The sequence below is a fragment of the Aeromonas sobria genome, from assembly GCF_000820145.1.
Classification (GTDB): domain Bacteria; phylum Pseudomonadota; class Gammaproteobacteria; order Enterobacterales; family Aeromonadaceae; genus Aeromonas; species Aeromonas sobria.
In genome coordinates this window covers 91,179-110,194 of record NZ_CDBW01000023.1, presented here as the reverse complement: position 1 = coordinate 110,194, position 19,016 = coordinate 91,179, and the positions used below count along the sequence as shown (strand labels likewise).

General features: G+C 59.1%; 20 protein-coding genes. 6 read left to right on the top strand and 14 right to left on the bottom strand.

Going from position 1 to position 19,016, the window contains the following annotated elements; all coding sequences use genetic code 11:
- Positions 1-34 precede the first annotated feature (34 nt).
- Both BN1135_RS11825 and fsa read right to left on the bottom strand, forming a co-directional pair.
- Positions 35-214, bottom strand: a complete 180-nt coding sequence (locus BN1135_RS11825; protein ID WP_042021305.1) for a hypothetical protein — start codon at positions 212-214, stop codon at positions 35-37.
- Positions 215-328: 114 nt separating this feature from the next.
- A complete protein-coding gene (gene fsa, locus BN1135_RS11820) occupies positions 329-982 on the bottom strand; it encodes a fructose-6-phosphate aldolase (RefSeq protein ID WP_042021304.1) in 654 nt (217 codons plus the stop codon).
- 127 nt (positions 983-1,109) lie between these two features.
- On the opposite strand from fsa, the gene BN1135_RS11815 reads away from it, so the two are divergent.
- From BN1135_RS11815 to BN1135_RS11795, 5 genes are all read left to right on the top strand, one after another.
- On the top strand, positions 1,110-2,006 hold the full coding sequence (locus BN1135_RS11815; RefSeq protein WP_042021303.1) for a glycyl-radical enzyme activating protein: 897 nt from the start codon (positions 1,110-1,112) through the stop codon (positions 2,004-2,006).
- Positions 2,007-2,010: 4 nt separating this feature from the next.
- Positions 2,011-4,443, top strand: coding sequence for a formate C-acetyltransferase/glycerol dehydratase family glycyl radical enzyme (locus tag BN1135_RS11810; protein ID WP_042021301.1), 2,433 nt, complete (start codon positions 2,011-2,013; stop codon positions 4,441-4,443).
- Positions 4,444-4,538: 95 nt separating this feature from the next.
- A complete protein-coding gene (locus tag BN1135_RS11805; protein WP_042021382.1) occupies positions 4,539-5,285 on the top strand; it encodes a DeoR/GlpR family DNA-binding transcription regulator in 747 nt (248 codons plus the stop codon).
- A gap of 176 nt (positions 5,286-5,461) precedes the next feature.
- Positions 5,462-6,355 carry an EamA family transporter gene (locus BN1135_RS11800; RefSeq protein WP_042021299.1) on the top strand — a complete coding sequence of 298 codons (894 nt, stop codon included), beginning with the start codon at positions 5,462-5,464 and terminating at the stop codon, positions 6,353-6,355.
- 130 nt (positions 6,356-6,485) lie between these two features.
- On the top strand, positions 6,486-8,336 hold the full coding sequence (locus tag BN1135_RS11795) for an extracellular solute-binding protein (protein ID WP_042021297.1): 1,851 nt from the start codon (positions 6,486-6,488) through the stop codon (positions 8,334-8,336).
- Positions 8,337-8,431: 95 nt separating this feature from the next.
- On the opposite strand, the gene BN1135_RS11790 is transcribed toward BN1135_RS11795, so the two are convergent.
- The 11 genes from BN1135_RS11790 to BN1135_RS11740 are packed head-to-tail and all read right to left on the bottom strand — an operon-like array spanning position 8,432 to position 15,748.
- A complete protein-coding gene (locus tag BN1135_RS11790; protein WP_042021294.1) occupies positions 8,432-8,824 on the bottom strand; it encodes a DUF2750 domain-containing protein in 393 nt (130 codons plus the stop codon).
- Positions 8,814-9,791, bottom strand: coding sequence for a LysR family transcriptional regulator (locus BN1135_RS11785; RefSeq protein WP_071287634.1), 978 nt, complete (start codon positions 9,789-9,791; stop codon positions 8,814-8,816). The genes BN1135_RS11790 and BN1135_RS11785 overlap by 11 nt, the downstream gene beginning before the upstream one ends.
- Before the next feature lie 13 nt (positions 9,792-9,804).
- Entirely contained in the window at positions 9,805-10,581 is a 777-nt protein-coding gene (locus BN1135_RS11780; RefSeq protein WP_042021292.1) for a hypothetical protein, read from the bottom strand.
- A complete protein-coding gene (locus BN1135_RS11775; protein WP_042021290.1) occupies positions 10,578-11,456 on the bottom strand; it encodes a metal ABC transporter permease in 879 nt (292 codons plus the stop codon). The genes BN1135_RS11780 and BN1135_RS11775 overlap by 4 nt, the downstream gene beginning before the upstream one ends.
- Positions 11,456-12,139 (bottom strand): metal ABC transporter ATP-binding protein, encoded by a 684-nt coding sequence (locus BN1135_RS11770; RefSeq protein ID WP_042021288.1) that lies wholly within the window; start codon positions 12,137-12,139, stop codon positions 11,456-11,458. Before BN1135_RS11770 ends, BN1135_RS11775 begins: the two co-directional genes overlap by 1 nt.
- Positions 12,139-13,014, bottom strand: coding sequence for a metal ABC transporter solute-binding protein, Zn/Mn family (locus BN1135_RS11765; protein WP_042021287.1), 876 nt, complete (start codon positions 13,012-13,014; stop codon positions 12,139-12,141). The genes BN1135_RS11770 and BN1135_RS11765 overlap by 1 nt, the downstream gene beginning before the upstream one ends.
- A complete protein-coding gene (locus BN1135_RS11760) occupies positions 13,011-13,481 on the bottom strand; it encodes a DUF6162 family protein (protein ID WP_139245215.1) in 471 nt (156 codons plus the stop codon). The genes BN1135_RS11765 and BN1135_RS11760 overlap by 4 nt, the downstream gene beginning before the upstream one ends.
- The gene (locus BN1135_RS11755; RefSeq protein ID WP_042021283.1) at positions 13,465-13,773 is read right to left on the bottom strand and encodes a hypothetical protein; all 309 of its coding nucleotides are present in this window, start codon (positions 13,771-13,773) and stop codon (positions 13,465-13,467) included. The genes BN1135_RS11760 and BN1135_RS11755 overlap by 17 nt, the downstream gene beginning before the upstream one ends.
- Positions 13,770-14,579, bottom strand: coding sequence for a DUF4198 domain-containing protein (locus BN1135_RS11750; RefSeq protein WP_042021282.1), 810 nt, complete (start codon positions 14,577-14,579; stop codon positions 13,770-13,772). Before BN1135_RS11750 ends, BN1135_RS11755 begins: the two co-directional genes overlap by 4 nt.
- Entirely contained in the window at positions 14,576-15,058 is a 483-nt protein-coding gene (locus tag BN1135_RS11745; protein WP_042021281.1) for a DUF2271 domain-containing protein, read from the bottom strand. The genes BN1135_RS11750 and BN1135_RS11745 overlap by 4 nt, the downstream gene beginning before the upstream one ends.
- A 12-nt stretch (positions 15,059-15,070) precedes the next feature.
- Positions 15,071-15,748, bottom strand: coding sequence for a PepSY-associated TM helix domain-containing protein (locus tag BN1135_RS11740; protein ID WP_042021279.1), 678 nt, complete (start codon positions 15,746-15,748; stop codon positions 15,071-15,073).
- Positions 15,749-16,068: 320 nt separating this feature from the next.
- Here BN1135_RS11740 and BN1135_RS11735 point away from each other — a divergent pair, with 320 nt between their 5' ends.
- Positions 16,069-18,183, top strand: coding sequence for a TonB-dependent receptor domain-containing protein (locus BN1135_RS11735; protein WP_042021277.1), 2,115 nt, complete (start codon positions 16,069-16,071; stop codon positions 18,181-18,183).
- Between the two features lie 163 nt (positions 18,184-18,346).
- On the opposite strand, the gene BN1135_RS11730 is transcribed toward BN1135_RS11735, so the two are convergent.
- Positions 18,347-18,904, bottom strand: a complete 558-nt coding sequence (locus BN1135_RS11730; RefSeq protein WP_042021275.1) for a hypothetical protein — start codon at positions 18,902-18,904, stop codon at positions 18,347-18,349.
- Between the last annotated feature and the right edge of the window lie 112 nt (positions 18,905-19,016).

The following is a 19,016-nucleotide window of genomic DNA, read 5'->3' as shown; positions in this document are numbered from 1 at the left end:
CTGTCGTCCAATGACAGAGCACTGAAGTCTTACCTCAGGATTGGCGCTGGTTGTCGAGCCAGTGCTGGATCAAAAACTCTTCATCCAGTGGCGAGAGATCAAAACGCAGGCTGGCCTCTTCAATGGCGGCGATATCGTGCAGGTGGTGTTCACTGAGCCAGCGCACCGCACGACGCAGATCTTCACCATGGGGGAGCAGCAGATGGTCGCTCATGGGATACCTCCAGTAGACTGCAAGGCAGCCAGCGAAGGTGGCCACCTCTTTCAAGTCTAGTCGGTCAATCCCCATCACCCGCGTCTCTTCACCCTCCCCCATCTATCACTGCGATCAGCGACCGAAAGCGCGCTGCCAATCCTGATCAAACTTCGCCAATGCCGCATCCACCGCAGGCACATTTAGCAACTGCTCGGCCACATCGAGCGGCAATGTGATGGATTGGCAACCGGCCAGCAGGCAGTCGAGCGCCTGACGGGGAGTGCGGAATGACGCCGCCAGCACCTTGCTGTTCGGTGCGTGCAGCTCAAGCAGCTGTTGCAGCTCCTGCACGGTGGCGATGCCATCGCCCCCCTGAGCGTCCAGCCGGTTAACGTAGGGAGCGACATATTCCGCCCCCGCCACCGCCGCCAACCAGCCTTGCAGCGGGGTATAGACAGCCGTACCCAGGGTCGGCACCCCGTTGGCGGTCAGGCTCTTGATGGCAACCAGCCCCTCTGCGCATACCGGGATCTTGATCACCAGATCCGGGTCCAGCTCACGCAGGGCGAACGCCTCACGCACCATCTCGGTTTCGGTTTTGGCCATCACCTGGGCAAACAGGCGAGCCTTGGGGCCCAGTACGTCGCGCAGGGCGGGCAGCAGCTCGCTCAGCGGCAATCCCCCGGCGGCAGTAATGGAAGGATTGGTGGTGACACCGGCCAACGGCAGGATCCGTGACCAACGACGTACTGCCGCCACATCGGCGGTATCGAGATATAGCTCCATCTCTAACTCCTTAACGGGATGTTTAATATGTCGCCATTCTAGCGACAAAACATCTGCGAAATACTTGATCGAAATCAAATCAACTTTCGAATGAAAGCAAATAGAATGAAAAACAAAAGGAGGCGGTATGATTTTCGACCTGCAACGATATTCAACTCACGATGGCCCCGGCATTCGCACCCTGGTGTTTCTCAAGGGGTGCTCGCTAGCTTGCCTGTGGTGTCAAAACCCGGAAAGCCGCGCTCTCAAGCCGGACATACTACTCGACCGACGCCAATGCATCGAGGGATGCCAGCTCTGCAGCCAGACCTGTCCGGCAATCTTGCGTGACAGCGAAGGCATCCAGCTCACCCGCTCAGCCCTCAAGGCCGAAGATATGGAACGGCTGCGCGGCCTCTGCCCCAGCGAAGCGCTGCAGGTGTGCGGCCACGATGAAACCCTGGACACCCTGATGGACACCATCTTGCGCGATCGCCCCTTCTTCGAGCGCAGCGGCGGTGGCGTCACCCTCTCTGGTGGCGAGCCTTTTATGCAGCCCGACTTTGCAGCGTCCCTGCTGGCCCGCTGCAAGGCCGAAGGGCTGCACACTGCGGTCGAGAGCTGCCTCCATGTGCCCTGGCACCAGATTGAGCCAAGCCTCCCCTCACTGGATCTGGTGCTGGCGGATCTCAAACACGTGGATAAAGAACGTTTCTTCAACTGGACCCGCGGCAAGGTGGAGCTGCCCATCGCGAACCTCAAACGCCTCGCCGAGCACGGTGTGCCGATGCAGATCCGGGTGCCGCTCATTCCCGGTTTCAATGCCGACCGCGCATCGATCACCGCCATCACCGACACCGCCGCCAGTCTCGGCACGGTGCAGGAGATCCACTTCCTCCCCTACCACACCTTGGGGATGGGCAAATATGCCCTGCTGGATCTGCCCTATCAGGCGCCGGATACACCACTCGACGACCCCGATTTACTCAGCTTTGCCCACGCATACGCCCAACGTCAGGGGCTGACCCCTGTGACCAGAGGATAAGATCATGACCCAGCTCGACCTCAATACCCTCAGCCCGCGGATCCGCGCCCACAAAGAGAGCCTGATCCACATCGTTCAGCCACCGGTTTGCACCGAGCGTGCCCGCCACTACACCGAGGCCTATCAGGCTCATCTCGCCCGCCCATTGCCGGTGCGCCGCGCTCTGGCGCTGGCCCATCACCTCAAGGAACGCACCATCTGGATCAAGCACGACGAGCTCATCGTCGGCAACCAGGCCAGTCAGGTGCGGGCGGCGCCGCTGTTTCCCGAATACACAGTGAGCTGGATTGAGAAGGAGATCGACGAGCTGGCAGACCGCCCCGGTGCCGGTTTTGCGGTCAGCGAAACCGACAAAGAGATCATCCACGCCCTCACCCCCTTCTGGCGCGGCCAGACGGTGCAGGATCGCTGTTTCGGTCTCTTTACCGATGAGCAGAAAGCGCTGCTGGAGAGCGGCATCATCAAGGCCGAGGGCAACATGACCTCGGGAGATGCCCATCTCGCGGTCAACTATGAGGAGCTGCTCACGCTGGGGCTCGATGGCTTCAAGGCCAAAGTGGCCGAGCGGCGCAGTCGGCTGGATCTGGCGGATTGGGCCGATCTGCAACGCGAGCAGTTCCTGCACGCCGTCGCCATCACCCTGGATGCGGTCAGCGATCACATCGGGCGCTACGCCGCCCTTGCCAGCGACATGGCCACGCAAGAGCAGCAAGCCGAGCGCCAAAGCGAACTTGAGACCATCGCGCTCAACTGCGCCCACATAGCCCACCAGCCCCCTGAGACCTTCTGGCAGGCGCTGCAACTCTGCTACTTTATCCAGCTCATTCTGCAGATCGAATCCAATGGCCATTCGGTGTCGTTTGGCCGGATGGATCAATACCTCTACCCTTGGTATCGCCGCGAAGTGGAGCTGTCAGAATCACTGCCACGGACGCGCGCCATCGAGCTGCTGCAAGGGTGCTGGCTCAAGTTGCTGGAAGTGAACAAGATCCGCTCCGGCACCCACTCCAAGGCCTCCGCTGGCAGCCCGCTCTATCAGAACGTCACCATTGGCGGCCAGAACTGGCGGGATGGTGCGGCCCATGACGCGGTCAACGGCCTCTCCTACGCGATTCTGGAGTCCTGCGGCCAGCTGCGCTCCACCCAGCCCAACCTCTCGGTGCGCTACCACGCCGGGATGAGCGAGGATTTCCTCGACGCCTGCATTCAAGTGATCCGCTGCGGCTTTGGCATGCCCGCCTTCAACAACGACGAGGTAGTGATCCCCGAGTTCATCAAGCTCGGGGTGAGCGTAGAGGATGCCCACCACTACGCCGCCATCGGCTGCATCGAGACCGCGGTGCCCGGCAAGTGGGGCTACCGCTGCACCGGCATGAGCTTTATCAACTTCGCCCGCATCCTGCTGGCCTCCCTCGATGGCGGCCGCGATGCCACCACCGGCAAGGTATTCCTGCCACAATCCCAGTCACTGCGGGAAGGGAGCTTTGGTAACTTTGACGAGGTGATGGCCCGCTGGGACGAGCAGGTGCGCTACTTCACCCGCAAATCCATCGAGATCGACTGCGTGGTCGACAGCGTGCTGGAAGCGCAGGCCCACGACATCCTCTGCAGCACGTTGGTGGATGACTGCATCGAGCGCGGCAAGACCGTCAAGGAGGGGGGCGCCGTCTATGACTGGGTATCCGGTCTGCAGGTGGGGATCGCCAACCTCGGCAACAGTCTGGCGGCCCTGAAGAAACTGGTATTCGAGCAGGGTGTGGTGGGGCAGCACGAACTGGCTGCCGCGCTGGAGCAGGACTTTGCCGGGCTGGCAGGGGAGCAGCTGCGCCAGCGCCTCACCAATGCCGCCCCCAAATATGGTAACGATCTGGACGAGGTAGACCTGCTGCTGGTGCAGGCTTACCAAAGCTACATCGACGAGCTCAAGGGGCTGCACAACACCCGCTTCGGCCGCGGCCCCATCGGCGGTACCTACTACGCCGGTACCTCCTCCATCTCCGCCAACGTACCGTTCGGTGCTGCCACCCTGGCCACCCCGGATGGCCGCCATGCCCGCACCCCGCTGGCGGAAGGGGCCAGCCCCTCCTCGGGTTCGGATCGTCTCGGCCCGACGGCGGTGTTCAACTCCATCGGCAAGCTGCCCACGGCGGCGATCCTCGGCGGGGTGCTGCTCAACCAGAAGCTGAGTCCGGCCAGCCTTGAGAACGAGCGGGATAAGGCCAAGCTGATGAGCCTGCTGCGCACCTTCTTCGAGGTGCACAAGGGGTGGCACGTGCAGTACAACATCGTCTCGCGGGAGACCCTGCTGGCGGCCAAGGCCAATCCGGATCAGTACCGGGATCTGGTGGTGCGAGTGGCGGGCTATTCGGCCTTCTTCACCGCCTTATCCCCGGATGCGCAAGATGATATCATCGCCCGCACCGAGCACAGTCTCTGACGGGGCGCTCCCCATGGCGCCTGTGACGTCATATGATTGGCAAGCCACCCCACGGGTGGCTTGCCGCTATCCACCACTTTGCATGCGAGCGCACCATGAATCCACGCCACCAACTGATCCTCACTCTGGTCCATCAGGCTCGCAAGATGAGCGTGAGTGAGCTCTCCCAACACACCGGCGTGTCGGAGGTGACGGTGCGTAACGACCTCACCGCGCTGGAAAAACAGGGGCTGCTCAGACGGGTACATGGCTCTGCCATGGCGCTGGAGACCGATGACCCGGATGCCCGGATGAACATCAACTACCTGCTCAAGGAGCGCCTCGCCGAGCGGGCCGCCCAGCTGGTGGAAGATGGCGAGACGGTCTTTATCGAAGGGGGCAGCGCCAACGCCATTCTGGCGCGCCATCTGGCCCTGCACAAACGGGTCACCATCATCACCATCAGCAGCTATATCGCCCACCTGCTCAAAGACACCCCGGCCCAGGTGGTGCTGCTCGGCGGGCTGTTCCAGCATCAGAGCGAAAGCGTGGTGGGGCCGCTGACTCGCCTCTGTATCGAGCAGGTACACTTCTCCAAGGCCTTTATCGGAGTCGACGGTTTTCACCCCGAGGTGGGCTTTACCGGCCGCGACATGATGCGGGCCGATGTGGTCAACAGCGTGCTGGCCAAGGGGATGACCAATGTGGTGATCACCGACAGCAGCAAATTTGGCGCCATCCACCCGAGCCAGCTTGGCGCGCCGGGCCAGATCAAGGTGCTGGTCACCGATGATGCCCTGCCCGCCCCCATGCGTGCGGCCATCGCGGCCAAGGGGATCACCCTGCACTGCGTTGCGGCCTGATCTCCCCTGACCTTACCACCTGACCCCGCCACCGGCCCCTCAACCAGGAACGTCCAAACGGGTCTTTCTCCTTGACACTCACCACATGCCCAAGGGTATGCTCCCCCTCTTGCCGATCGCGCCGGGCTGTGTAAACCCACCCGCTCGCCGCACTGCTGATGACAGGGATTTCAACCATGCAAACCAAGGACAAGTGTCTGGCCGCTCTGGTCATCCTCTGCTGGGGGCTCAACTTCGTCGCCATCAAGTGGGGGCTGGAGGGGATACCACCGCTACTGTTGGGGGCACTGCGCTTTATCGGCGTGGTCTTTCCCGCCATCTTGCTGGTGCCCAAGCCCGCCATGCCCTGGCGCTGGCTGCTGGCCTATGGCGGCGCCATCAGCCTCGGCCAGTTCGCATTTTTGTTCAGTGCCATGAAGTTCGGCATGCCGGCGGGCATGGCCTCGTTGGTGCTGCAATCCCAGGTGGTGTTCACCCTGCTGTTTGCCATGATCTGGCTCGGGGAGCGCTGGCAGCCCCACCACTGGGTGGCGTTGCCCTTGGCGGGGTTCGGCCTCTATCTCATCGCCACTCACGGTGAAGGCAACCTGACCTTGCTCGGGTTTCTCCTGACGCTGTGCGCTGCAGCCTGTTGGGGCCTTGGCAACGTCATCAATCGCCAGATTGGTCTGCGCTATCACACCTCCCTGCCCAGCCTGATCGCCTGGGCTGGGCTGGTGCCCATCCTGCCGTTTTTCGCCCTCTCCTGGCTGTTCGAAGGGCCGGAACTGATTGCCAGCAGCCTGCTCAACTTCAGCTGGCAGGGATTATTGTGCGTGCTCTATCTCTCGTATGTCGCGACCTGGCTGGGTTACGGCCTGTGGGGACGGCTGCTGATGCGCTATCCGGTGGCACAGGTGGCGCCGCTCTCCCTGCTTATCCCCTGTGTCGGTATGGTGGCGGCCGCCCTGCTGCTCGATGAACATCCGACTACCTTGCAGTGGCTGGGCTCCGGTCTGGTGCTGCTCGGCTTTGTGGTGCATCTGCTGGGTAGCCGACTGCGCTGGTTCAAACCACAGAGTACGACATGATGAACGCCTGCCCATTTGCGCTATTTCATTGACCTGACAGGATAAAATTTTCATGATGAGCTAGTCCCCTTCGGGACTGACATCACCAGCGCGTGATCTGCAGGAAGCAGACTTTCAGGAGAGCAAGGACATGCCATCGACTATCACTGCCGGGGGGCGCCGCCTCCCCCCTATCATTCGCGCCACCGCCATCACCCTGACCCTGTGCTGGAGCCCGTTTGGCTGGAGTGCCATCCTGCCCGCAGACTTGAAGTGGGAGAGCAACAACCAGGATCCGCTCTATGCCGATCCGGCCGCCAAGCGCGGCGGCACCTTTCGCACCTTTATGACCAGCTTCCCCCTGACCTTGCGCAAATATGGCCCCGACTCCAACGGCGGCTTTGCCGGTTACGTGCGGGAAACCAACCTGCCTCTGCTGAGCACTCATCCCGTCACCGGCAACCCCATGCCAATGCTGGCAAACGAGTGGGCCTTCGGCGCCGACCACAAGACCCTCTATTTTCGCATCAATCCCAAGGCGCGCTGGTCAGACGGTCAACCGGTCACCGCCGATGACTGGCTCTTTACCCTCAAGATGATGCGCAGCAAGGAGATCAACGACCCCTGGTACAACAACTACTACAGCACCCAGATAACCGATATCACCAAGTTTGATGATCACACCCTGGCCATCACCAGCGGCACCGAAAAGAGCCGCCAGGATCTGCTCGAATCACTGCCCATCAGCCCGGAGCCGAGCCACGCCATCAAGCTCACTGCCAACTGGGTCAAGGAGTACAACTGGAAGGTGTTGCCGGTCACCGGCCCCTATCAGCTCGATCAGGTGAAAAAGGGCAAGTCGGTCACCTTCAAACGGATTGAAAACTGGTGGGGGGATGACGAGCGTTACTTCCAGCATCGCTTCAATCCCGCGCGGATCGAGATCAAGGTGCTCAGGGATCTGAACATCGCCTGGCAACACTTCCTGCGCGGCGATCTCGACAGCTTCCCGCTGGTGATGCCCAACTGGTGGCACGACAAGACCAAAACATCGGAGTTCGAAAAGGGATATATCGCGCGTATCTGGTTCTACAACCAGACACCGCAATCGCCGATGGGGCTCTATCTCAACACCGCCGATCCGCTGCTCAAAGACCTCAATGTGCGGCTAGGGATCCAGCATGCCCTCAACCTCGACAAGATGCTCACCACCCTGTTGCGGGGAGATTACCAGCGCCTCAACAGCTATGGATCCGGTCAGGGGGAGTTTACCAACAGCGAGATCAAGGCCCGTCCGTTCGATCCCAAACTGGCACGGCAATACTTTGCCAAGGCCGGTTTCAACAAGGCGGGGCCGCAGGGAATTTTGCAAAACGACAAAGGCCAGTCACTGACTCTCGCCATCACCTACACCACCGCAGAGCACGCCCAGCGGCTCACTTTGCTGCGGGAAGAGGCCAAGAAGGCGGGGCTTAATCTGGAGCTCAATCTGATGGATGCCTCGGCCGGTTTCAAATCGATGCTGGAGAAAAAACACCAGAGCGCCTGGATGGCCTGGAGCGGCGGCCGCTACCCCGCCTATTGGGAGTTCTTCCACAAGATCAACGCCAACAAGCCGCAAACCAACAACATCATGAACATCGATGACGACGCAATCACGGCGCTGGTGGAGCAGTACGACAAGGAGTTCGATTTTGCCAAAAAGGCGACCCTGTCGCGGCAGATCCAGCAGCGGCTCTATGAGCTGGCCAGCTTCGTCCCCGCCTATCAGGTGCCCTACACCCGGGAAGGGGCCTGGCGCTGGCTCAAGCTGCCCAAGGTGCCCGCAACCCCCAAGAGCGAGTTGCTCTACTGGCCCCTCGGTGGCGACAATAGCGGTTACAGCTATGGCGGCCTGCTGTGGATCGATGAAAAGTTGAAGTCAGAGACCAAGGCGGCGATCAAGAGCGGCCAGACCTTCCCTGCCGATCCCATTATTGACACCACCTATCGCCAGCCCTGATAGCGACAGTTCACTCGGCAAAAGGCCTTAAAACAAAAGACCCCGCTAGCTAGCGGGGTCTTTGTTGGCAACCTGTGTTGCGAATGCAGCGGTAATCAGGCGCGCTTGGCCTGCTTCTCTGCGATGGCGTCAGCCACGTCGCCCGGCTCCAGTACGATGCCTTCCTGATCCGGGGTCGGGAACACGGCGACACACAGCTCGTCCTGCTCCATACCGTCAACCCAGCGCTCCAGCCACACCTTGAGGGTGATGGACTGCGGCTTGCACTCAGCCCACTCACCTTCGGCCCACGCCTGGGCGTACTCCGGGTGCGGCCATACCGGGATGCAATCTTCATCGTCGGTGGTCAGCATCATGACGCCATGTTCGTCAGTCAGAACAAACAGCTCTTCATGCTCGACCAGCTTGCTGATGAAGTGCTCGTAACGGTAGTCAGCATTCAGTTGCAGCGCGGCATTGCGCTCGGTGTCACTCAGTTCATAGCTCATTGGCCAAGTCTCTCTCTCGATAAAGGGCGTCATGTTCACATCTTGTCGGCAGCTTGTCCAGCTTGCACCCACGCCAGGATGGCGGGATCGCACTACGAATATGCGCGAGTAATGCACTCACTTTGCGCGGCTGCCGCCCATAAGGATAGAGCAATCCCACCTGCCAGGGCGCGGCCTGCCACCCGGGCAAGCAAGGCACCAGACTGTCCGGATGAGCCTGGTTCAACGCCCGGACACGGATATCTGGCACAATGCCGATCCCTCGTCCACGGCACATGGCGCTCATCCTCATGCCGACATCATCAAACAGCAAACGGGCAGAGGTTGGTTGGCACAGATACTCTCCTTGCTGCCGATGCCGTAGTTGCACCCCCTCGCTGACGCACAGTTCACCACCGATCCAGTCATGGGTGATCAGATCTCCGGGATGCCGCAGCGGCGGTTGCTGTGCCAGATATTCGGGACTGGCATAGAGTGACGCAGGCAGTTGTACCAACGACTCATATCGCAGGTCACTCTCGGGATCGGCACCAAACCAGCACCAGATAGCACCCTGGCTGGCACCATTGACGGGAAGCTTATCCTCGGTTTTGAGGGTGATCCGCGCCCCCGGGTAGCGATCCAGAAATGACTCCAGCGCGGCCACAAACCATGGCTCGGCACAGACGGGATGACAGCGCACCTGCAGCTCCCCGCTCACCTCTTCCCGCAGATCCTCTATCACCTGCAACCCTTGCTGCGAGAGTCGCAACATTTGCCGGGCATAGGATTCAAATAGCCGACCGGCTTCGGTTAACTGCAGCCGATTGCTTTGACGACGTAATAACGGCTGGCCAACCCGCTGCTCCAGTTGGGTAAGGCGCCGACTCATGGTCGATTTCGGCATGCCAAGGGTATCGGCGGCGGCAGTCAGCCCACCGCTATCGACCACGGCACAAAATATTTTTATCTCGATCAGATCCAGCATTCAAATACCGAGCTCACTCTGCTGATGGTGCAAGCTGGTGACTCAACGCCTGCTGGTTTTGCGCCAGCCAGACCTCTATCGATTGCCCCCCCATCCGTAGCAAGGGATCCGGTTGCCACATCCGACGCGCCTCCCCCTTGGCGGGACGGCTGGTCAACACCAGATCGGCATCCTGTTCAGCCACCAGTGGCAAACCGAGCGCCAGCGCCAATGGCATCAAACGCTCATCAGCCACCGCCAGACTGGCCACATTGTGTTCGAGCAACAGGTTATCGATGGCCATGGCACTGCCCTGCACCGCCCGCAGCAGTCGCTGGCGGTTGCGTTCAATCTGCGCGCTCTGGGCTGGCCACACCCGCGCCAGATCCCGCGCGGCCACATTGCCCATCAGGGTCAGGTTGCCAAAATCGAGCCAGAAGTAATCTCCCTCCCCGTCCGGTCGCAGGGTCACTTTGGCACCTGCTGGCGCCAACTCCTGGGCCACATCGATCGGTACAATGCGGATCTGACGCTGGCGCAGCAGAGGATAAATCGCCAGATCGGGTTGCAACGACTCCATGGTAAGCAGGGCATCCGCCTGTCCCAGGGTGGCCACATCCACCTTGTTCAGCCAGCCGGGGAGCCGGTTAAGGGGCAATCTGGCAGGTGGCAGGTAACGTGCTTCGATGCCGGTATCGGCCAACAGTGACAGGTTGATCCCGTGCAGCACGGGTACCGCACTGACCACCGTCGGCGCGGCCCAGAGCGGTAACGCCAACACGCTGAGCAGCAGAGGGATAAGAAACTTCATTCAATGGTTCTCCAGCGACGATAGCCGAGGGCAAGCACAAAAAAGAGCGAGGCAAACATCACGATGGCCGCCCCGGAAGGGAGTGGCAGGGCGCCAGCCATCGGAATCAAAATGCCCAATAAACAGCTGAGGGTAGAAAACAGTACCGATAACCAGAAAAACTGGGCACCACTGCGGCTCACCAGTCGGGCCGCGGTCGCGGGGATAAGCAGCAGTGCCCCCACCAGAATGGCGCCAATCACCTTGACCGAGGCAACCGTCATCAACGCAATCAACAGAACAAACAGATAGTCATACAGACGCACCGACACCCCGCGACTGCGGGCCAGTTCAGGGGCCAGACTTGCCAGCAGGGCGGTATTGGTGCCTCGCAACAACATCAGCAGTGCCGGGATGGCAATGATCAGCAACACCAGCAGATCGAGATCCTTGACCGTCAGAATCGAGCCAAACAGCACGTTCTCCAGAATGTGTACGTTGACCCTCTTGGCCACATAGAGCAGCAAGGCCGCCCCCAGGGCGATGGCAAACGAGAGAAACACCCCCACCAACGCATCATAGGGGATCTGGGTGCGGCTCTTGACCCAGTGCAACAGCAAGGCAAACAGGGTGCAAAAACAAAACAGCGCCACCAGCGGCGCTGTGGCGGGCTCCCCCAGCAAGATCCCTAGTGCGACGCCAGTCAGGGCGCCATGCCCGACCGCTTCGGAGAAAAACGCCAGTCGTTTGACTACCACCAGCGGGCCCAGCGCCCCGAGCAAGGGCCCCATCAACAAGGCCGCCACCAGGGCATTGGTCAGAAAGGCATACTGGAACATCTCGGGCAAATAGCCGCTTTCAAAGAGGGAAAATACCCATTGACGCAAACCCTCCATCACGGAACCTCCTGCGGGGAGTGAGCAAATATCTCATCCGGCGTGCCAACCGCAACCAGACCACCATCGATGAGCCACACCCGATCGGCATAGCGCCTCACCCAGGCCATATCATGGTGAACCACCAGCATGGTGACCCCCTGTTCACGCAGTTGTAGCAGCAAGCGGTTAACCATCTCTTGTCCTTCTTGATCGAGCCCGGTCATGGGTTCATCCAGACACCAGAGTTGGCTCTGCTGATCCAGCCCCTGCGCCAATAGCAACCGTTGGCGTTCCCCCCCGGAGAGTTGACCGAGACGCAAGTGCCCCTTGCCGCTGAGCCCGACGTGCGCCAACAGGCGATCGATCCGGCTTTTTGCCGCTGTGCTCATCGGTAACCAGAGCGGACGACGAGAGAAGGTAGCGAGCAGAAATTCGTTGATGGTAATGGGCAGGGATGGCTCAAACTGGCTCTGCTGAGGCACGTAAGCCACCGGCCCCGGCGCCCCCGGCCACTCTCTGAATACCTCGCCGCGATGAGGTCTCAGACCGAGCACGCTCTTGAGCAGAGAGGATTTTCCCGCCCCGTTGGGACCGACGATGGCATGCAGTTTTCCCGACTCAAAGGTGCCATCGATCGGCTTGAGAATAGATACCCGATTAAGTGACAAGGCCAGCCCTTGCAAGATGATTGAGGGCCCCATCAGCTCGCCTGCGCCGCCAGTGACAGCGCCTTGACCAGGGTCTTGAGGTTGTGCTCCATCTCCCGGCTCACCAGGGTCGGGTCATAGTCACCAAAGGTCATGTGGGAGAAGTGGTAAATCCGGATCCCGGTGGCGTCCTGGATCAGTTCTACGTAGCGGTTATCCATATCGAGTTCGGTAAACAGTACCTGAATATTGGCCGCTTTGATCCGCGCTATGGTCTGTTGTAACTGGGTCGCATTCGGCTCAACCCCATGGGCAGGTTCAATGACGGTGTCGATGCTGATGCCGAACTCTTGCAGCAGGTAGCCGTAGGCATTATGGGTACTGGCAATACGCACACTGGCCAGATCCAGCGCCAGCAACTCGGCCCGGTAACGATTCTTGATGGCACGCAAACTGCGGGCATAGGTCAGGGCATTTTGCTGAAAGTAATCCCGATTTTCCGGGTCGAGCCGTCCCAATTCGCGGGCAATGGTATAGACCTGACGCACCGCCGCATCAATGGAGACAAAGGTATGGGGGTTGTAACTCCCTTTGCCGGTGGCGAGCAGCGGCAAATCGGCATTGGCATAAATGCGGGTCAGGTTGGGCAACGCCAGACCATCCAGGGCATGCACCGCAAACTCATCATGGCCGATACCATTGAGTACCAGCGCATCCATGGTGGCCAGTCGCTTGAGGTCGCTCGGTTGCAGCTCATAACTGTGGGGATTGAAGCCACTCTCGATGAGCGGAATGACCTTGGCCCGATCACCGACAATATGGTGCACATAACTGTAATAAGGGTGCAGGGTGATCCCCACGGTCAGCGGTTTGCTCCACACCGTAAGGCTGGTCAGCAGCAAGGTCAGGCTCAGAAAGAAACGCATCATGGTGTCATCGAAATCCAGTGGATAGGTGTAGTGCAATCAGGGGTACCGGATACCCCCTCGCCAGCCATAAAAATGGCGTTGGCAGGCAGCGACAATAGCCAGCGCCCATCAGCATGACCAGGGCGAGGCCCCAGCCAGCAGCCATTGGCCAGCTCCTGCCAGTCACCCTCGTGAAAAGGCGGGATCTGTGCTTGCGCCATGGCGGCCAACGCAGGCCAGCGCCCGTCACTGGCCATAAAGCGGGCTTCATCAAGGGCGATGGTGAGCTCGGTGAGCTGCTGGCGCGCGGACGGGGTCAGTTGCAGAGTCTGCACCACTGGCGTGGCAGGCTCCTGGCGCAGCCAGATCCCCACCACGCCACACAACAAGAGGGCGATGGTGAAGATCGCCACCCAGCGGTTCTCGTTGCGCCCATTATCCGGCGCCACTCGCTCCCGGTAACCGGTCATGTCAGAGCAACTCGGCATAATCAAATTCAGCTGGATCTTCATGTCCGGCATCGAAGCGGATGTAAAACTCCCCTTTCGGCTCGGTGAAACGTGCTTGGGAGTGACCATTGGCCTTGACGGTAGCCAGTACTTCATCGTCATAGCTATACATGACGACCTCGGCACCGGTCGCGAACGTGCCATCGCTATAGCCCACCTTGCAGACCAGCTCAGCCCCCTCACGACCACAATCCATCACCGGATAGTGGGCTTGGGCGGCCAGCGGCGTCAGTAACGTCAAAGCGATCGCCAACTTGTTAAGCAGTGTCATTGCGGCAGCACCTCGAAGGTCAGCAGGTAGTTGATCTCCACCTTGTCAGCCAGTGGCGAACGGCTGACCTGCTCAATGTTGGCAGACAGCAGGTGTGGGCCCCGCTGGGCAGGAGTGAATGCCACCACACCATCCTGATCGCTCACCAGATCCTGCTGCTGGCGCCCATCACGCCACTGAGTGCCATGCCCCACCACTTCTACTTTGCGCTCAGCCAGCGGTTGACCATCGAAAGTCAGGCGGAAACGGGCGGCCTCACCCACCACCACATCGCTGGGATGGGTCAATGGTTGCAGCTCGAGCCCCTGGCCGCTGCTTTTGAGCACGGTATCGCTTGGCGTGTTGCGGGTGACATAGAAGGCGCTGATGTTTTGCATGGCATAGGTGGTCACCCCCTGCGCCTTGGTTGGCACCTGAGCGGTAGCCTCGTGCTTGTTGGCCATGATCCGCCGTTCAGTATTGCGCTTGCCAATGGTGTAGGTAGTGACATAACGAGGCGGATTACGCAGCTCGACCTTGTAGGTGCCCACCTCGCTCAATGCCAGATCAAACACACTGCGGCGTTGCCCTTTGTAATAGGGCCCGATCCTGGCGGGGTTACCTGCGGGATCATAGACAGTGACATTATCCAGCCCTATCGGCTTGTCAAAACTGAATACCCCGTGGGACGCCGTGCCATCCACTGTCACCCAATGGGCAGTATCACTCGACACATTGAACTCACTTGGCAGCATCCAGACCGGATGCGCGGAAGCGGACGTGGCAACCAGGGCCAGCAGGCCCCAGCCAAAGGAACGGTTAATCATGATTTAACTCCGGTGTGGATGGTGATCGCGCCCAGTTCAGCGACGGGTTCGAGGTGGTAACTGGTTGTTTGTCCAAGTTCAATCGCCTGACTGACCAAAGATCGACTGCCATGCTCGCGAGCGGCTTCGATATGCAGGGTGTAACGCCCCGGCGGCAGGGCGTTGCCCTGCTGGTCACGGCCGTCCCACTGCAATTGGTAAACCCCGGGTTTACGGGTCGCTCCGGAGACTCCATCCGGCTGGCCATTCTCATAGCGGCCACTCTTGCGCCACCAGCGCCGCATATCCTTGAGCCAGTCCGCCTCTTTGCGCCAGACGGCGAGCGTGGCCACCGCCTGTTGCTGGGGATTTTCTACCCAGACAGCCACATAAGGGCGGTATTGACTACCTTCATGACGCGGTAATTCCAGTGACAAGGTCACCTCAGCGGCAGCTGGCACACTCACCAGCACGAGTGCCAGCGTGGTGGATTTGAACATCCAGGACTCCGTTTAGTAGTAGAGGATAATGAGGTAGAACATGCCCATCAGGGTCGTGCCCGCCAGACTGAGACCAAACAGGCCAATCCGACGCTTGCGCTGGGACAACACCAACCAGAAACCGCTCAAGGTAAACAGCAACATGACCAACGCTGACAGGTCGATGAACCATCGCCATAGCTCGCCACTGTAGCGCCCCATGTGAAGATCGTTGAGCTGGGCCAGCCAACCCGCTGGCTGAGTCTCGATCCTCACTTCTGCCAGGGCGGGTTCAATTTCTACCAGGCTGTAGCCACCGGGGCGCTTGATGTCGAGGGTGAGCAACTGCTCATCGGCATTCCACTCCATGACGACTTCCCCACCCGCCAGCACATCTTGCTGACGGAGCCAGTGCAGCAGCTGCGCACCCGCCAACAGAGGATCCTGTTGCCATAACCCGGTTTCCACCCACTGGGCTGGCAATACCAATCGTTGATGTACCAAAGGGGACGCTGCGGGTAGCCACTGACGATTGTTCAGCGTCAATCCGGTCACTGTGAAAAAGAGCATGATCACCAGCATCAGCATGGAGCTGTATGTATGCAGAGGGCGAACCCAGCGAGGCACATGATAGGGACGGGCAGACTTGCTCGACATGGTAAAGAAAAGCTCCCGCAGGTAGTCATCATAAACCGCGGCAAAGTATTGCAAATGCAAATCATTGTCAATAACGTTTAATTCATTGAATTGACAATAAAAGCTTTTGCTATGGCGGGCCTCTCTTCGCCCTTATCTGCAAAAAAACAGTAACTAACTGATTTAACTTAAATTAAGTATCGATTAATTGATTGCATCCCAGACGAGAACCAACCTCACCTCGCCAGTTCCATTTTTTGGAACAACAGGTTCCATAAACATAACTCTCTGCTCGACCCGAGTTTGCATAGAATGCTGCCGCCACAGGGTGATAATGATTATCAATAGCAGGATTGACTCGTCAGCCGCATTCCAATAACAACAGGAGAGTTCACATGCCCATACCTCAACCATCCCGACTTGGTTACGCCATTGCGATGGCTCTGCTGCCTGCCGGCGCAGTCTCGGCCCAGGCAGTCAATGAAACCATGGTGATCACGGCATCCGGATTTGAGCAGAAGGTAACCGATGCGCCCGCCAGCATCACTGTTATCACTCGCGAAGATCTGGAACAAAAACGCGTGGCGAGCATCGCTGATGCACTCAGCGATGTGGAAGGAGTGGATGTGGGAGGCAGCGTCGGCAAGACGGGTGGCCTGAATATCAGCATGCGGGGTATGCCCAGCGACTACACCCTGATCCTGATCGATGGTCGCCGTCAGAACAATGTGGGGAACGTGACCCCCAACGGCTTCGGTGAAACCGCCAACAGCTTTATGCCACCAGTCGCGGCGATTGAGCGTATCGAAGTGATCCGTGGCCCCATGTCCACCCTCTATGGTTCAGATGCAATGGGTGGGGTCGTCAACATTATTACCCGCAAACCGGCCAAAGAGTGGATGGGCGCCCTTACCCTGGAAAATACCCAACAGCAGCACCGGGAATTTGGCAACAGTGCAGCGGTCAGTTTCTATACCAGCGGCGCCCTGATCGAAGACAAATTGGGGCTGACCCTGCGCGGCAGTGTGTTTGACCGCAGTGCCTCTGATATTCGCTATCAGGACGCCAATGGCCTGGAAAAAACACCGATCATGGGGGCAAACCCCGTAAAATCTGACATTCAGAATTTGGGCGGAAGAGTGACGTTCACCCCCACCAGCAATCAGGATATCTGGCTGGATGTTGATCGCGGCAATCAGGAATATGACAACAGCGAGGGCCAGCTTGGCACCCTGGATACACCGACCAAGATCGGTGGTTATGAGAAACAACAACGCTACAGCCGCGATCAATATGTGCTGGCCCACGATGGCCGTTTCAGTTTTGGTAACCTCTCCAGCAGCATTACCCGAAGCGAAACAGATACCGCAGGACGGACCCTGCCCAAAGGTGTTCCGGGGAAAACGGCAGGGACTCCCCGTACCCTTGAGCTGGAAAACACCATAATCGACAGCAAGCTAGTCACAGTGCTGGGTGACAATACCCTCTCGGTCGGCGGCCAGTGGTGGAAAGCAGAGATGATCGACGGGGTTGCTACAGCACCGTTCGAGCATAAGCAACTGGCACTGTTTGCTGAAGATGAGTGGCGCTTCCTGGCTGATTGGGCGCTCACTGTTGGTGCTCGTTATGATGACCACAGTGTGTTTGGTAGCCAGCTCAGTCCACGTGGTTATCTGGTGTGGAATGCCAGCAGCAACTGGACCTTCAAGGGGGGTGTCAGCCAGGGTTACAAGACCCCTCGCCTGGATCAACTGACCAGCGGCATCGTCGGATTCGGCCGCCAAGGGGCCCTGCCGCTCATCGGCACCCCCAGCCTGACCCCCGAGACCACCACCAGTTCGGAGCTGGCAGCCTACTATCAGGCCGATAATGGCTTTAACGCCAACCTCACCCTGTTCCAGAATAACTTCAACGACAAGATTGCCAGCGGCACGCCGGTAGCTAACTGCCACTACAGCAAGGCGCCCAATCAGCCGGGCTGTGTCGATATAGGAACCAGCTGGAACGATATCAAAGAGTTTGGTCAGACAGTCAATATCGACGAGGCCATTACCCGGGGGGTCGAGGTAGGATCTTACATTCCGCTGGCAGAGTATTGGGATCTCAAAGCCAACTACACCTTCACCGATAGCGAGCAAAAATCGGGCTCGCAAGCGGGCCAGCAGCTGACCGATACCCCCAAACACATGGTCAACATGAAGCTGAACTGGCAGACCACTGCCCAGCTGAATACCTGGCTGCAGGGTGAGTATCGCAGCAAGCGTTGGCGCGGGGTCGGTGCCGAGCAAGATACGTTTGGTGATTACAACGCATTTACCCTGTTCCACCTAGGGGCGTCATACCGGATCAGCGAAAATGTCACCGTCAATGGCACCATCTACAACTTGCTGGATGAAGACTTCTTGCAGTACCACGCCTATAACGACGCTGGCAAAACCGAGTATGCCAACGAATACAACAATAATCAGGAAGGGCGCCGCTTCTGGATCTCGACCAATATCACCTTCTGATCCTCTGATCTGCACTTAACAAAGATGGCCCGTCACGGGCCATCTTTCTCGACGTTAGCGGACGTCATCAGGTCATGGATACACTCGTCTGCCGACCCCATCGCCTCACCCTTACTGCATCATTGGCAACGATTGCCAACAACCGTTCCCACCATCCTTGCCATCAGGCAATTGAGGGCGAGCAAAGCGTGATGTCGGTTTGCTCACTGAGCTTCTGGCGCAACCAATAGGCCGATTCAACCTCGACAAAACAGAGCAGATCTCCGCCGTTGGCCGCCATCGCCATCAGCTGCTCAAACCGCAGTTGCTGTTGTTGCTCCCACGCGGCAGCGAGTTTAGCCCCATGGGCCTCATCGACTACCTCACGGCGCAGCTCAAACAGGTTATCGGTGATCGGGCTGTTGATCTTGACCGCGCTGTGCCAATACATCAGCAGGTTATCCATCATCTCGGTGTCGTAGTTGGCCAGCGCATCCAACTCGGGCGTGTCGCCGCTGTCACTGGCGGCAAAATCACACCAGCCGGAATTGAGTGACGCCAGCTCATGTGCCACTGCCCCTTTGACATGCTTGCGTAGCACCGCGATATCGGCGCCCTTGCGTGCAGGCAACCACACCTCACCCTGATGAGCATCCAGCAGTGACGTCAATAAAGACGTGGGGTAGACCGGAAAGCGGGGACAAAGTGAATGCAGCAGGGATACCAGAGTGATCTTGACCATGAGCGATACCTTGAACTAAGCGCACAGCCGCCAACGGGCCGCACTATGTAAAAAAGTGCCTTATCCTATCACGTTTACAGTGGTTAGACCCTTGGTGAAGCCAGTTGGCCAA

Excerpts from the sequence above, each read along its gene's own strand:
- BN1135_RS11810 (WP_042021301.1), top strand. The coding sequence starts at position 2,011 with ATGACCCAGCTCGACCTCAATACCCTCAGCCCGCGGATCCGCGCCCAC.
- BN1135_RS11785 (WP_071287634.1), bottom strand. The coding sequence starts at position 9,791 with ATGCTGGATCTGATCGAGATAAAAATATTTTGTGCCGTGGTCGATAGC.
- BN1135_RS11800 (WP_042021299.1), top strand. The coding sequence starts at position 5,462 with ATGCAAACCAAGGACAAGTGTCTGGCCGCTCTGGTCATCCTCTGCTGG.
- BN1135_RS11815 (WP_042021303.1), top strand. The coding sequence starts at position 1,110 with ATGATTTTCGACCTGCAACGATATTCAACTCACGATGGCCCCGGCATT.
- BN1135_RS11750 (WP_042021282.1), bottom strand. The coding sequence starts at position 14,579 with ATGATTAACCGTTCCTTTGGCTGGGGCCTGCTGGCCCTGGTTGCCACG.
- BN1135_RS11825 (WP_042021305.1), bottom strand. The coding sequence starts at position 214 with ATGAGCGACCATCTGCTGCTCCCCCATGGTGAAGATCTGCGTCGTGCG.
- BN1135_RS11790 (WP_042021294.1), bottom strand. The coding sequence starts at position 8,824 with ATGAGCTATGAACTGAGTGACACCGAGCGCAATGCCGCGCTGCAACTG.
- BN1135_RS11755 (WP_042021283.1), bottom strand. The coding sequence starts at position 13,773 with ATGACACTGCTTAACAAGTTGGCGATCGCTTTGACGTTACTGACGCCG.
- BN1135_RS11805 (WP_042021382.1), top strand. The coding sequence starts at position 4,539 with ATGAATCCACGCCACCAACTGATCCTCACTCTGGTCCATCAGGCTCGC.
- BN1135_RS11770 (WP_042021288.1), bottom strand. The coding sequence starts at position 12,139 with ATGGGGCCCTCAATCATCTTGCAAGGGCTGGCCTTGTCACTTAATCGG.
- BN1135_RS11730 (WP_042021275.1), bottom strand. The coding sequence starts at position 18,904 with ATGGTCAAGATCACTCTGGTATCCCTGCTGCATTCACTTTGTCCCCGC.
- fsa (WP_042021304.1), bottom strand. The coding sequence starts at position 982 with ATGGAGCTATATCTCGATACCGCCGATGTGGCGGCAGTACGTCGTTGG.
- BN1135_RS11780 (WP_042021292.1), bottom strand. The coding sequence starts at position 10,581 with ATGAAGTTTCTTATCCCTCTGCTGCTCAGCGTGTTGGCGTTACCGCTC.
- BN1135_RS11775 (WP_042021290.1), bottom strand. The coding sequence starts at position 11,456 with ATGGAGGGTTTGCGTCAATGGGTATTTTCCCTCTTTGAAAGCGGCTAT.
- BN1135_RS11745 (WP_042021281.1), bottom strand. The coding sequence starts at position 15,058 with ATGTTCAAATCCACCACGCTGGCACTCGTGCTGGTGAGTGTGCCAGCT.
- BN1135_RS11735 (WP_042021277.1), top strand. The coding sequence starts at position 16,069 with ATGCCCATACCTCAACCATCCCGACTTGGTTACGCCATTGCGATGGCT.
- BN1135_RS11760 (WP_139245215.1), bottom strand. The coding sequence starts at position 13,481 with ATGCCGAGTTGCTCTGACATGACCGGTTACCGGGAGCGAGTGGCGCCG.
- BN1135_RS11765 (WP_042021287.1), bottom strand. The coding sequence starts at position 13,014 with ATGATGCGTTTCTTTCTGAGCCTGACCTTGCTGCTGACCAGCCTTACG.
- BN1135_RS11795 (WP_042021297.1), top strand. The coding sequence starts at position 6,486 with ATGCCATCGACTATCACTGCCGGGGGGCGCCGCCTCCCCCCTATCATT.